Source organism: Pseudomonas koreensis (genome assembly GCF_024169245.1).
Lineage (GTDB): Bacteria > Pseudomonadota > Gammaproteobacteria > Pseudomonadales > Pseudomonadaceae > Aquipseudomonas > Aquipseudomonas koreensis_F.
Genome location: NZ_JALJWP010000001.1, coordinates 4,937,285 through 4,950,368 on the forward strand (window position 1 = coordinate 4,937,285; position 13,084 = coordinate 4,950,368).

Consider the following 13,084-nt stretch of genomic DNA (forward strand, 5'->3'; position numbering starts at 1 on the left):
CAACGGATGGCACCATGAATTTTTTCCAACAACAGCGCCAGGCCAAGCGCCGCACTCTGCTGCTCATCGTTCTGATGGGATTGGCCGTTCTGAGCCTGATTGCCGCGTCCTGCTTGATGATGATCATTCCGGTGGAAGACGGCGACGGCAATGTCCTCTTCGATCTCGAAATGAGCTGGGAGCTGGTCGGAACCGTATCCGCGGTAGTTATCAGCGTCGTGCTGCTGGGCAGTACGGCGAAGCATTCGGAGTTGTCCGCCGGCGGCAAAGTCATTGCGCGTAGCCTCAATGGCCGGCTGATCAACCATAACGCGCAGACTCTTGAAGAGCAGCGCCTGCTCAACGTGGTGGAAGAAATGGCCATCGCCTCAGGCACGGCCGTCCCGCCGGTGTATTTGCTGCCGGAGCTGGGCATCAACGCCTTCGCCGCAGGCATGACGCCGCAAAACGCGGTGATCGGCGTGACTCAGGGCGCGATCAATCTGCTGACTCGCGAAGAGTTGCAAGGTGTCATCGCCCATGAGTTCAGCCACATCTACAACGGTGACATGCGCCTGAATACCCGGTTGATCGCTATCGTTCACGGCATCCTCGTGCTCGGCCTGACCGGAAGCTACATCCTGCGTGGCACCGAAACGGTGGGCAAAGAAGCCGCGCGTCGCAGCAAGTTTGTCGCGTTCACCGCGCTGGTGGGTTTTGTCCTGTGCGTTGCAGGATTTGCGGGGTCGTATTTCGGCAACCTGATCAAGGCAGCGATCGGGCGCCAGCGCGAGTTCCTCGCTGACGCGACGGCTGTGCAATACACGCGCAACCCGCAAAGCATTGCCGGTGCACTGAAAAAAATCGGTGGTTATGAATTGGGCGCCACGCTCAATGCCGCGCGTGCTGCCGAGTTCAGCCATCTGTATTTCGGCTCGGGCACTTCTTCGTTCGACCTGATGGCCTTGCATCCGGATTTGAGCGAGCGGATCCGCCGGGTCGATGCGCAATGGGATGGCAGCTTCGTCAAGATCGCCGCGCCGAGCGTAGAGCTGCCGGCCAAACCCGACCTGCCGATGGCGGATGCATTTGGCGGCGTCCCGGCTGCCGCCACGGCGGTGCTTTACGACTTCAGTGCGGCGCAAGCCTCAGTCGCAGCGATCGGCGCGCCGCAGGCAGAACATTTGCTTGAGGCGCGCCGTTTGCTCGACGATATTCCGCAGGTACTCAGAGACGCTGCGCGCAGCGTCGATGGCGCTCAAGCCATCGTTTACGGGTTGTTGCTGTCGCGCTCGGCGCCCGTGCTGGGCATGCAGTTCGACATACTGAGGGGATCCGTCGACGACGCGGTGTTCGAGCATTTGGAACAGCTGCAAAATCCACTGTTGTCACTACAGCCGGGCCTGCGTTTGCCACTGCTCGATCTGGCGACACCAAGCCTGCAACAGCTCGGCAAAAGTTTCCCCAGGGTCGATGCCAACCTGATCGCGCTGATTGAAGCCGACAACCAGACCGAACTGCTTGAGTGGACGCTGTTGCGCATCGTCGAACGCAATGTGCTGGGCGCGGCGCCGGTGCAGTTCAAATTCGGTCTGTTCCAGTGCGCCGAAGAACTCTTGGCACTGCTCAGCGCGCTGGCCCGCGCCGGTCAAAATGATCAAGCGACGGTGGCGCAGGCGCTGGAATCTGCGTGGCAAGGGCTCGCATTCGAGCGACCACCAGAGATTCGCGCCGATCTGGAAGAACTAATCGGGCTGGAAACCGCGCTCAGCCGTCTGCGCCATCTCATGCCGGAGGAGCGCCCCGCCCTGCTCGATGCGATGACCCGCTGCGTGATGCACGACGGCGTGATCACCGTGGCCGAAGCGGAGTTGTTCCGGGCCGTCGCCGACTTGCTCGATTGCCCGCTTCCGCCGTTTCTGAGCATGCCTGTGCAGGTTGGGAACGGCGCGACTGAGGTAGCTCGCGAACCAAGTGCAATGGCGGCTACGGCGTAGGCAGAGTGGTAACCCGCCCCTGTAGGAGTGAGCTTGCTCGCGATGGCATTCGACCGGCCAACATCGGTTTCGCCTGACATATCGCTATCGCGAGCAGGCTCACTCCTACAAAGGCCTTGGCGGATTCTGATTCTTTAGTCACCGCCGATCCCCTGTGGAGTGAGCTTGCTCGCGATGGCATTCGATCGGCCAATATCGGTTTCGCCTGACATACCGCTATCGCGAGCAGGCTCACTCCTACAAAAAGCAGGAGCAAGAGCAAAAGCAAGATCAAAAGATCGCAGCCTTCGGCAGCTCATACAGTTGGATTGGGCACAACCTCAAGATCAGGTCGGCTGTCAGGCCGCCTTCGCGAGCAGGCTCGCTCCCACAGAAAAGCAAGGCAGCCGCAGCTGCCCGCGGCGAAGCCGCCCCACTCAACAATGAGCGTTAGCTCGTGTGCTTTTGATCCACGGGCGACGTCGGAAGGCTGAGTGGAGGGATTGATCCGGGCGTGGGAGCGCAGCGACCGTTCGACGAAGTCGAACACAGCGGGAGGAGGTGCAGCGAAGCAAACCGGAGACGCTGCGCCCGGATCGATCCTGTAGCGAAGGAACCCGAGCTTGCGAGGGCCGAACGCAGGAGCAAGCCTTTTCGGTTACCTTTTTGGCGTTTGAAAAAGGTGACTCGCCGTAAGGGCGAAACCTTAAGCAGCCGTTACCGCAGCAACGGATATGTACCCGGTCGACCTGAACAAATCACCGCCTGACCAGATGCCTTCGCGAGCAGGCTCGCTCCCACATTGACAGCGCTCCACGTCACGGATTGATCCGCCCCACGCATCAATCCATGCCAACAATGCAATTAACAGATTGTTACATCTGCGCCACCATCCACCTCAATAAAAACCGTGCGCCGCTTCTCCGTAGCGCACGTCATAAAAGCGGTGGAGTACTTTTCTATGACAGCCTCAATCCCAACCAACGGCTCGCGGGCCGGTGCCATCTTCCGGGTGACCTCGGGCAACTTCCTCGAACAGTTCGACTTCTTTCTGTTCGGCTTCTACGCCACGCAGATCGCAGCGGTGTTCTTCCCGGCGAGCAGCGAGTTCGCCTCCCTGATGATGACTTTCGCGGTGTTCGGCGCGGGCTTCCTGATGCGTCCGCTGGGTGCCATCGTGCTCGGCGCGTACATCGATGATGTCGGGCGTCGCAAAGGTCTGATCGTCACCCTGTCGATCATGGCCAGCGGCACGATCCTGATTGTGCTGGTGCCCGGATACGAAACCATAGGCTTGTTCGCACCGGCGCTGGTGCTGATCGGCCGGCTGCTGCAAGGCTTCTCGGCCGGTGCGGAACTCGGCGGCGTCTCGGTGTACCTGTCCGAGATCGCCACCCCGGGTCGCAAAGGCTTTTTCACCGCTTGGCAGTCGGCGAGTCAGCAAGTGGCGATCATCGTCGCGGCCGCGCTGGGCTACGGTCTGAACCAGTGGATGGAGCCGCAAGCAGTGGCTGCCTGGGGCTGGCGCATTCCGTTTTTCGTCGGTTGCATGATTGTCCCGTTCATCTTCTTCCTGCGCCGCAACCTGGCGGAAACCGAAGAGTTCGCTGCGCGCAAACATCGTCCGAGCATGCGCGAAGTATTCCGCACGCTGGGTCAGAACTGGGGCGTAGTACTCGGCGGAATGTTGATGGTCGCGCTGACCACCACCGCGTTCTACCTGATCACCGTGTACGCGCCGACTTTCGGTAAAACCGTGCTGCACCTGAGCACTTCCGACGCGCTGCTGGTGACGCTGCTGGTGGGTGTGTCGAACTTCTTCTGGCTGCCGATTGGCGGCGCGTTGTCCGACCGTATCGGCCGTCGCCCGGTGCTGATCGGCATGGCCCTGCTGGCCTTGGCCACTACCTACCCGGCGCTGTCGTTCCTGGTGCAGGCGCCGAGTTTTACCAACATGCTGCTGTCGCTGTTGTGGCTGTCGTTTATCTACGGTCTGTACAACGGCGCGATGATTCCGGCACTGACCGAAATCATGCCGGTGGAGGTGCGCGTCGCCGGTTTCTCCCTGGCTTACAGCCTGGCCACGGCGATTTTCGGCGGTTTCACCCCCGCGATGTCGACCTTCCTGATCCAGTACACCGGCGACAAAGCCGCGCCAGGTTACTGGATGAGCATCGGTGCGCTGTGCGCGCTGTGCGCCACGCGTTATCTGTACCGCCGTGCCGGTGGTCGTCTGCAACCTGTCGCGGCCTGAGGAAATACTCGCCATGAAAAAACTCTTTACTGTTACCGCCCTGCTCGCCGGTCTCGCCTTCAACTTCGCGGCCCAGGCCGAGGAATTGAGCGTGATGACCTCCGGTGGCTTCACTGCCGCTTACAAGATTCTCGGGCCGAAATTCGCCGCTGCCACTGGCAACACCCTGACCACCAGCCTCGGCCCGTCGATGGGAAAGGCGCCGGAAGCGATCCCCAATCGTCTGGCGCGCGGTGAGCACGCCGACGTGGTGATCATGGTCGGCTACGCCCTCGATGAGCTGATCAAACAAGGCAAGGTCGACCCGGCGTCCCGCGTTGAACTGGCGGATTCGCGAATCGGCATGGTAGTGCGTGAAGGCGCGACGAAACCGGACATCAGCAGCGTCGACGGCCTGAAGAAAACCCTGCTCGACGCGCAGTCGGTGGCGTACTCCGACAGCGCCAGCGGCGTGTATATCGAGCAGCAGTTGTTCAAGAAACTCGGCATCGAAGATCAGCTGAACCCGAAAGCCAAGATGATCGCCAAGATCCCGGTCGGTTCGGTGGTTGCCACGGGCGACTATCAATTGGGCTTCCAGCAAGTCAGTGAATTGCTGCCGGTACCGGGCGTGAGCTTCGTCGCGAAGATTCCGGAATCGGTGCAGTCGGTGACGCGTTTTGCCGCGGGTATTCCGGTCAAGGCCGAGCATCCGGAAGAGGCCAAAGCCCTGCTCGCCTACCTCGCTGCACCGGCCGCTCAGGCTGACGTGCAGGCCACTGGACTGGATTCGGTCAAGCGTTGATCGTTGGCGGCTGGACGCGCATCTCCACGACCAGCCGCTCCAGTTCCAGTGCCGCCGGGGTCAACGTGCGATCCCGGCGCTTGATGATGCCGACACTGCGCATCACTTGCGGCTCGATCAGCGGCACCCGCGTCAGGATCGGATGATCCGGCCCGGGCATCGCCATCAACGGCACCGCCGCCACACCCAACCCCGCCTCCACCAGGCCGATCATCGTTGTCACGTGCCGCGTCTCGCAAATGCTCTGACGCTGCGGCACCACCCCGCCCAAGGCCTGATCAAGCAGAAAGCGATTGCCCGAAGTCTTGTCCAGCGCGATGTAATCTTGCTGATAGAACTCGTCCCAACTGACGCTGCTGCGCCCCGCCAGCGGATGATCGCGGCGACAGGCGACGACATAGCACTCCTGCACAAGCGGTTCGAACTCGACTTTGGCATCCTGCGTGCCGAGAAAACTCAAGCCGAAATCCGCCTCGCCATTGACCACCGCACTCAACACGTCGTGAGCGCTGGAATCGAGGACTTTGACCTTGATCCGTGGAAACTGCTGGTGATAACGCGCGACCACGCGGGGCATGAAGTAATACGCCGCCGAGGGCACGCAGGCGACGGTGACATGGCCCAAGCGGGTCGAGGCGACTTCGCTGATGCCGAGCAAAGCGATGTCGAGATCATCCAGCAAGCGTTCGACACTGGGCATGAAACCGCGCCCGGCCTGGGTCAGGCTGACCTTGCGCGTGGTGCGCTCGAACAGTTTCACGCCGAGGGCGTCTTCGAGCTTTTCGATGCGCCGACTCAGCGCCGGTTGCGACAGCCGCACGGTGTCGGCAGCCTTGCGAAAACTGCCCTGCTCGACCACCGCACGAAAGGCTTGCAGGTCGTTGAGGTCGAAGTTGATGGCCATGGCGTTTCCGGAAATTGATGCGCAGGGGTTATAAATGTAACGAGTTGATGCAAATTATTACAGCGACACCGGAAATCCCCTGTAGGAGCTGCCGCAGGCTGCGATCTTTTGATTTTGATTCTCTGAAGGTAAAAGCAAGATCAAAAGATCGCAGCCTCGTTGCACTCGGCAGCTCCTACAAGGGATCTTTGGTGGATCTGAAATTAGGTCAACCCTTATCCTTGTCGCCCCCCGCCGTACCGTAGTCAGGAGTCATTTCAATGCCCCATGAAGGCAATCTGTTGCAAGCCGCTGTCGTGTTTCTGTTCGCGGCGGTGCTCACCGTGCCTTTGGCCAAACGTCTGCAACTGGGCGCGGTGCTCGGTTATCTGTTTGCCGGGGTGATCATCGGCCCGTCGGTGCTGGGCCTGATTGGCAACCCGCAGAGCGTTGCGCATATTTCCGAGCTGGGCGTGGTGTTGCTGCTGTTCATCATCGGCCTCGAACTGTCGCCGCGGCGCTTGTGGGTGATGCGCAAATCGGTGTTTGGCGTCGGTCTGGCGCAGGTGCTGTTGACTGCGTCGGTGATCGGCGTGCTGGCACTGGCGGTGTTCGGCCAGCCGCTGAACAGCGCGATTGTGCTGGGCCTCGGTCTGGCACTGTCGTCCACGGCGTTCGGCCTGCAAAGCCTCGCTGAGCGCAAGGAGCTGACCAGTCCCCACGGGCGGCTGGCGTTTGCGATTCTGCTGTTCCAGGACATCGCCGCGATTCCGTTGATCGCGCTGGTGCCGATGCTCGCTGGCGTCGATCACCACACCAGCACCGCCGACGACATCCGCCACAGCTTGCAGGTGCTCGGCGGTATTGCCGTGGTGGTGATCGGCGGGCGTTATCTGCTGCGGCCGGTGTTCCGCGTGGTGGCGAAAACCGGTCTGCCGGAAGTGTCCACCGCCACCGCGTTGCTGGTGGTGATCGGCACGGCATGGCTGATGGATCTGGTCGGTGTGTCGATGGCGCTGGGGGCGTTTCTCGCCGGTCTGCTGCTGGCGGATTCGGAATACCGGCATGAGCTGGAAGCGCAGATCGAACCGTTCAAAGGCCTGCTGCTCGGGCTGTTTTTCATCAGCGTCGGCATGGGCGCCAATCTCAGCCTGTTGTTGAGCGCGCCGATCGCCGTATTGGGTCTGACCCTGCTGTTGATCGGTCTCAAATTGCCGTTGCTGTTCGTGGTTGGGCGCTTGGCAGGAGGATTGAACAAGATCAGCGCAATTCGCCTCGGTATCGTCCTCGCTGCCGGCGGTGAGTTTGCGTTTGTGGTGTTCAAGATCGGCCGCGATCAGGGCCTGTTCGAACCGCGTCTGTACGACTTGCTGGTGCTGACCATCACCCTGTCGATGGCGCTGACGCCGTTGCTGCTGTTGATCTGCGCGCGTCTGGTCAGCCCGAAAGTGCAGCCGGTGGAAGTGCCGGAGAAATTCCGCGAAATCGATACCGAAGCGCCGCGCGTGGTGATTGCCGGCATGGGCCGGATGGGGCAGATCGTGGCGCGGATTCTGCGCGCGCAGAACATCAAGTTCGTCGCGCTGGACACCTCGGTGGAAACCATCGAACTGTCGCGCAGCTTCGGCGGTGTGCCGGTGTTCTACGGCGACCCGATGCGCCCGGAAATCCTCCACGCGGCGAAGGTTGGCGAGGCGGAATATTTCGTCATCGCCACGGATGATCCGGAAACCAACATCAAGACTGCCGAAGTGGTGCACAAGCTGTATCCGCACATGAAAATCATCGCTCGCGCGCGTAACCGTCAGCACGTGCATCGCCTGGTCGATGTGGGCGCGGAGGCGATCCGTGAGACCTATTATTCGAGTCTGGAAATGAGCCGACGCACGCTGGTCGGCCTCGGTCTGACCCAGGCCCAGGCCGATGCGCGGATCAAGCGTTTCAAGCATCACGACGAACAGGTACTGGAGGCGCAACACGCCGTCTACGACGACGCCGCCAAAGTCCTGCAGACCGCCCAGGAAGCCCGGGCGGAACTGGCCAAACTGTTCGAATCGGATCAGCTCGAAGAAGAAGCCCGCAAATCCTGAGCCCTGCGAATCCCCTGTAGGAGCTGCCGAAGGCTGCGATCTTTTGATTTTGCTCTTAAAAAACAAGATCAAAAGATCGCAGCCTTCGGCAGCTCCTACAGGGGGATCGGGTCAGGCCAGTTCCAGCACGGGCGCTGGCTCAACGGCTGCCACTTCAAACCGATCCGCCAGAAACGGCGTGATATCCAGCGGCAGCGGTTCGTCATTCACCAGTTTATCCAGCAACACCCCGGTAATCGCCGAGGTCAGAATCCCGGTGCGGAAGTGCCCGCAAGCATTCAGATACCCTTCCACCCCATGCATCGGCCCGAGGATCGGCAACTCATCCGGCGACCCCGGACGCAGCCCTGCCCAGGTACGTTTCAGATTGACGTCCGCCAGCTCCGGCAGACAGCGCACCGCGCCCTGCACCAGCCCGGCGATTTCCGGGAAGGTGGTGGTGACGTCGAAGCCTTTGTCTTCGGTGGTGCTGCCGATGAGGATTTCGCCGTTGTCCTTTTGCGCCACGTAGCAATCGCTGGTGGTCAGGCAGCCGTTGAGGATTTTCGGCATGCGTTCGGTCAGCAGAATCTGGCCTTTCACCGGTTTCACCGGAATGCGAATCCCCGTCGCCCACTCGCTCAAATCCGCCGCCCACGCGCCGGCAGCGTTGATCAGCGTCTTGCAGTGAAACACCCCCGCCTCCGCTGTCTGCACACCGGTGACGCGAGTGCCGTGATGCAGCACGCCGGTGACGTTGGTATTGACGAAGATGTCGACGCCGTTCTGCCGCGCGCCTTCCAGATAGGCATCAGCGAGGCGGAACGGACTGACCTGATGATCGCAGAGAAACTCCAGCGCCCCGCGCGCTTCATGGCTGACGCTCGGCTCCGCCGCGCGCAACGCCGCCTGATCGAGCCAGCGCACCTGATCGGCCAGATGCGGAATGCAGCCGACGATGTGCTCGGCATAGAGCCGGTCTTCGTCGTCATAGATCACGAACTTCAGCCCGGTCTTTTCGAACTTGCAATCCATGCCGTGATTGTCTTTCAGCTCGCGGTGCAGCGCCGGGTAAAGCGCGTTGGACTGCAAGGCAAAATCGAAAAACGACGCCGGCAAAATATGCGGCGTACTGGCGTCCACCGCCACCGCTGCGCCTTGGGTTGCGCGCTTGCGATTGGCCGACATCATGCGAAAGAAGATCACCCCGCAACCGAGGCCGACCGACTCGCCAATCGCCCACAAACCGCCAGCCGAAGCGCGGGTCGCATTGCCGGGACGCTTGGCGTCGATCAGCGCAACTTTCAGATTTTTGCGCTTGGACAATTGGTAGGCGCAGGACGCGCCGATCACGCCGCCACCGGCAATGACCACGTCGTAGAACTTACTCATGGCCAGCGCCCTCCGCGCCAAAGGACTGGAACGCCGAAAACGGCACAGGATCAATCGGAAAGCGCGGGCGCAGCCAGCCGACATCCTGACGTCCAGTGGCTTGGCGCAGGCGATCGCTGCAATAGCCCACGCACATACGCCCCTGGCAATCGCCCATGCTCACGCGGGTACGCATTTTCAGGCTGGCGATGTCTTGCACGCCCTGCTCCAGCGCCAGATCGATGTCGGCGCGGGTTGCGTGTTCGCAGCGGCAAATCACCGTGTCGGCGGCGGGCAATGCAATCTGGCCGACGCCGCGTTCGGTGTAGCGATCCACCGCCGCACGAAAGCGCACGATGGCTCTGAGTTTGCTCGCGAAGCGATCGCGGCGCACGCGGGCCAGTTCGGCGTCGAGCACGCCGCGTTGCAGCAGGATGGAAGTGGCGGCAATCTTGCCGGCCAGCATCGCTGCTTCACCGCCGCGGATCCCGCCCATGTCGCCAGCCAGATGCACATGCGGCTCACTGCTTTGCTGCCAGACATCGGCATGAGCACGCAGATAGCCGTCATCGCTGAAGCCATGATCGAGGCCCATCTGCTGGCTCAATTGCGTGCGCGGGATAAAACCGTAACCGACCGCCAGCGTCTGCGCTTCGAAGCGCTCGACCCGCGACAGATCCGCCTCCCACGTCGACGAATACGGCGCGACGCTGACGCTTTTCAATTCGCCGTCGCCATGGGCTTCCACCACGCCCCAGCCATAGTTCATCGCAATGCCGTGCAATTTCAGATAAGCGAGCATGCTCAAGCCGTCGAGGAACAGTTGCGGCTTGTTCAACAGCGCCAGACTCTCGCGGGCGATCTTGCCGAACGCGCACGCCTCGTACACCCCGGTGACGCGCACGCCGCAGGCATGTAACTGAGTCGCGACCAATGGCAGCAACGGCCCGGTGCCGGCGATAATTACGGGCCCTTGCGGCTTGACCACGCCGCTCTTGATCTGCAATTGCAGACCACCGAGCAGAATCACTCCCGGCAACGTCCAGCCGGGAAACGGCACGCTGCGTTCGTGACAACCGGCGGCCAGCAGCAGCTGCGGATAAGCGATCTCATGCAACTGTTCGTCGGCGTCGAGTACCACCATTGCGCGGGTGCCTTCGGCGCCTACCACACGATGGTTGAGGCGCACGTCGATCAGGCCCGACTGCTGCTCAAATTCACCGTGCAGTTTGTCCAGCGCTTCCGAGTAACGCGGTCCGAGATAATCCAGTTGCACGCCATCGCGCAACGGCCCGCGATACACCACCCCACCGAGGCGCGAGGCCTCTTCGAGCAAGGTGCAGCGCACCCCATGGCGCGCCAGCTCGATGGCTGCCGCCATCCCCGCCGGCCCGCCGCCGACAATCAGCGGTTGCAGGCTCATACGACCTCCTGCGCGACGACGCGGTTGACCTGGGTTTCAATCAGCATGCCGTCACGCACCACGGTCTGACAGGCGCGGCGCTTGTGCCGGCCGTTGATTTTCACCAGACAGCACTGGCACACGCCCATGCCGCAATAGGCGCCGCTGATTTGATCGTGATCGTTGCGTGCGATCTGGCGCACGCCGAGGGACTGGATGACGCTGAGAACGGTTTCGCCGATGGCAGCGCTGACCGCTTGGCCGTTGATGTGCACGGTCATGTCCGCCTGCACCAAGGGCTGGATATCGAAGGTTCTTTCTAGGCAGTTCATTACGGTGTTCGTCCGTGAAGATTCAGTTGAGGTTGTGTCAGCTCCTTGCTGCACTACGCCTCGTCGACGCTTTTATTGCCGTGTTTTCAACGTCGACGCGGATACTTCGTCAGCGCAACAAGGTGCGCGACAAGCACTGTAGCTCATACCTCAGCAAAGGCCTGGATCATTTACGGTAGGCGATATCGCCAGGCGAAATATTGATCCAGGCCAGTGAAAATGGCGGGACGGACATCGATCAATTGGTGAAGACGAACTGGCCTTTGATCTTCTTTGCGCCGAAGAAACCAAGGTCGGGGAACAGCAGGTTTTTCAGCCAGGCCACGTAGAAAATCATCGCCAGGGTGATTGCCACGCCGATCACCGTACCGGTGGGGTCATCCCCGTATTCCTTGAACATGCGCGGAACCTGGCTGATCGAGAGCACCACGTACACCGTGTAAGCATGAGCCGCGTTGCGATAAAAACCCCAGGCAAAGAGCAAAGGCACGCCACCGGCGAACAAACCAAGTCCGATGGCAAAACCGCTGCTGATGGTCAGCCCGAGGAGATAGCCACCCACCAGACCGATCAGGGCCTGAACGTAAGTCAGTCCGAGGAGGACCTTGATCTTGCCGGCGTGGCGTTCGAGCAGATCCGGATCCGGGCGCGAACCGATCAGATAGGCCAGCGCCTTGTCTTTCAGCGCACCACCGGAGAAGGCCTTGAAAGTATCGGTTTTCGAGCGCCCGGCATCGAGCATTTCGGCGACCTGGCGTTTGATTTCCTTTTTGTCCAACGTGTTCTTCCTTAATTAAAAAAATCGGGGGAGTGAAGCAAGGGCACTTCGGGAACCGATTGTCGCCTTGTTGAGTTGCCGAAAGCAAAAGGCTCAGGCATGCCGGCCCTTACGCAGTGGATAAACACAATTTGTCGATCATGTTTAAATCACACGCGCTGTTACCGCATCGGACTTACAACGCCTTGCGTCGCTGCCTACGGGTGCATCAGAATCCGCCGGCTTACACGGCTATCGGTAGGGCTATATCGTTTCCCTGTCACTGCAAAACAGTGATCGGGTTTGGTAGCCCGTTTCTTGATAGTTGTACGGCGTCCCTTTAAGCGGCCCCTCTTTTGAGGCTCAGCTCTTTATGGTGACCATGCGTGGGGCTCATTCGTGAGCGCCGGGGTTAACTATCTTGACCGGTCTACCAACCCGCGCGTGGCCGCCACCCTTCGTTTGGTAGCGATAGTGACGGCTCTTCATTCCTTCAAGATAGAGAGTCAACCATGTTCAAAGTAACGCCAAACCCGCCAGAAGCCGATTCGATCCCGTACGACCCTGCTTTGGAGCCACAGCGAATAAAAGACGCGGCCGCTCGCGCCATCAACTTTTATCTCGATCCTCAAACCTTGAAGACCACGATTCCCAATCGCCAACCGGGCAGGATCTTTATCGTAGACCCAACTGTGGACGACGAAACGCTGCTCGTCGAAGCCTGTGAATCGCTGGCTGCGGCGAACGACATGGCCCGCGAAATAAGCACTGTCATAGAGCCTGCACAGCGCCGTTCGCTGCTGATGTTGCAGCAGGTGATCATGCTGAGTGAGCTGATCGTCAATCGCGTGCTCGACAGCCGACGCGTGTCGAACTAGCCGCAACCGAGGCATGAGGGGGCGTGCTCCCTCACTGCCAGCGTGGACGTCACCTCGTGGCGTCCTCTCTCACACCAAGCTGCTCTCATCGGAGTTTCAGCTGATGTCACAGACACCATCCAATCCGCCGGCCAGGATCAACGCCACGCCGTACAGCCCCAATACTCTGTTCATGGTCAACCCGCAATCCGACACCGAATCGTTGCTGGTCAACGCGTGCGAATCCCTGGCGTCCGCCACGGTGATGCTCGGTGATTTTGCCGGGATGCTCGAAGGCTCACGGCGCAATACCCTGTTGGGCATTGCGCAAGTGGTCATGTTGGGAGAATTGGCCGTGAACAAAGCGCTGGATAACGTCGTGCCGACCGAGTAATTCGCCGCGCTTGCGTTTGCAGTTCC

The 13,084-nt window shown here is 60.6% G+C and carries 11 protein-coding genes; 6 read left to right on the top strand and 5 right to left on the bottom strand.

Going from position 1 to position 13,084, the window contains the following annotated elements; translation table 11 throughout:
* Positions 1–14 precede the first annotated feature (14 nt).
* The 3 genes from J2Y90_RS21805 (at position 15) to J2Y90_RS21815 (ending at position 4,993) form a co-directional block, all read left to right on the top strand.
* Positions 15–1,976: a M48 family metallopeptidase gene (locus J2Y90_RS21805; protein WP_253503108.1), complete on the top strand. Its 1,962-nt coding sequence runs from the start codon at positions 15–17 to the stop codon at positions 1,974–1,976.
* A gap of 940 nt (positions 1,977–2,916) precedes the next feature.
* Complete coding sequence (locus J2Y90_RS21810; RefSeq protein WP_253503112.1) at positions 2,917–4,209, top strand: MFS transporter; 1,293 nt, start codon at positions 2,917–2,919, stop codon at positions 4,207–4,209.
* A 13-nt stretch (positions 4,210–4,222) separates the two neighbouring features.
* Entirely contained in the window at positions 4,223–4,993 is a 771-nt protein-coding gene (locus tag J2Y90_RS21815; RefSeq protein ID WP_253503115.1) for a substrate-binding domain-containing protein, read from the top strand.
* Here the strand turns inward: J2Y90_RS21815 and J2Y90_RS21820 are convergent.
* Positions 4,983–5,897: a LysR family transcriptional regulator gene (locus tag J2Y90_RS21820; RefSeq protein WP_016775221.1), complete on the bottom strand. Its 915-nt coding sequence runs from the start codon at positions 5,895–5,897 to the stop codon at positions 4,983–4,985. The two genes, J2Y90_RS21815 and J2Y90_RS21820, sit on opposite strands and share 11 nt — an antisense overlap.
* A 260-nt stretch (positions 5,898–6,157) precedes the next feature.
* Here J2Y90_RS21820 and J2Y90_RS21825 point away from each other — a divergent pair, with 260 nt between their 5' ends.
* Positions 6,158–7,966 carry a monovalent cation:proton antiporter-2 (CPA2) family protein gene (locus J2Y90_RS21825; RefSeq protein WP_253503120.1) on the top strand — a complete coding sequence of 603 codons (1,809 nt, stop codon included), beginning with the start codon at positions 6,158–6,160 and terminating at the stop codon, positions 7,964–7,966.
* Between the two features lie 111 nt (positions 7,967–8,077).
* Here the strand turns inward: J2Y90_RS21825 and hcnC are convergent, their stop codons facing one another.
* From hcnC to J2Y90_RS21845, 4 genes are all read right to left on the bottom strand, one after another.
* Positions 8,078–9,337 carry a cyanide-forming glycine dehydrogenase subunit HcnC gene (hcnC, locus tag J2Y90_RS21830; protein ID WP_253503123.1) on the bottom strand — a complete coding sequence of 420 codons (1,260 nt, stop codon included), beginning with the start codon at positions 9,335–9,337 and terminating at the stop codon, positions 8,078–8,080.
* Positions 9,330–10,739: a cyanide-forming glycine dehydrogenase subunit HcnB gene (gene hcnB / locus J2Y90_RS21835; protein WP_253503126.1), complete on the bottom strand. Its 1,410-nt coding sequence runs from the start codon at positions 10,737–10,739 to the stop codon at positions 9,330–9,332. Before hcnB ends, hcnC begins: the two co-directional genes overlap by 8 nt.
* A complete protein-coding gene (locus J2Y90_RS21840) occupies positions 10,736–11,050 on the bottom strand; it encodes a (2Fe-2S)-binding protein (RefSeq protein WP_083352473.1) in 315 nt (104 codons plus the stop codon). Before J2Y90_RS21840 ends, hcnB begins: the two co-directional genes overlap by 4 nt.
* A gap of 238 nt (positions 11,051–11,288) precedes the next feature.
* Complete coding sequence (locus J2Y90_RS21845) at positions 11,289–11,828, bottom strand: hypothetical protein (protein WP_253503130.1); 540 nt, start codon at positions 11,826–11,828, stop codon at positions 11,289–11,291.
* 491 nt (positions 11,829–12,319) lie between these two features.
* On the opposite strand from J2Y90_RS21845, the gene J2Y90_RS21850 reads away from it, so the two are divergent.
* Complete coding sequence (locus J2Y90_RS21850; protein WP_253503134.1) at positions 12,320–12,685, top strand: DUF6124 family protein; 366 nt, start codon at positions 12,320–12,322, stop codon at positions 12,683–12,685.
* Positions 12,686–12,698: 13 nt separating this feature from the next.
* The gene (locus J2Y90_RS21855) at positions 12,699–13,058 is read left to right on the top strand and encodes a DUF6124 family protein (RefSeq protein WP_371699921.1); all 360 of its coding nucleotides are present in this window, start codon (positions 12,699–12,701) and stop codon (positions 13,056–13,058) included.
* Positions 13,059–13,084 lie beyond the last annotated feature (26 nt).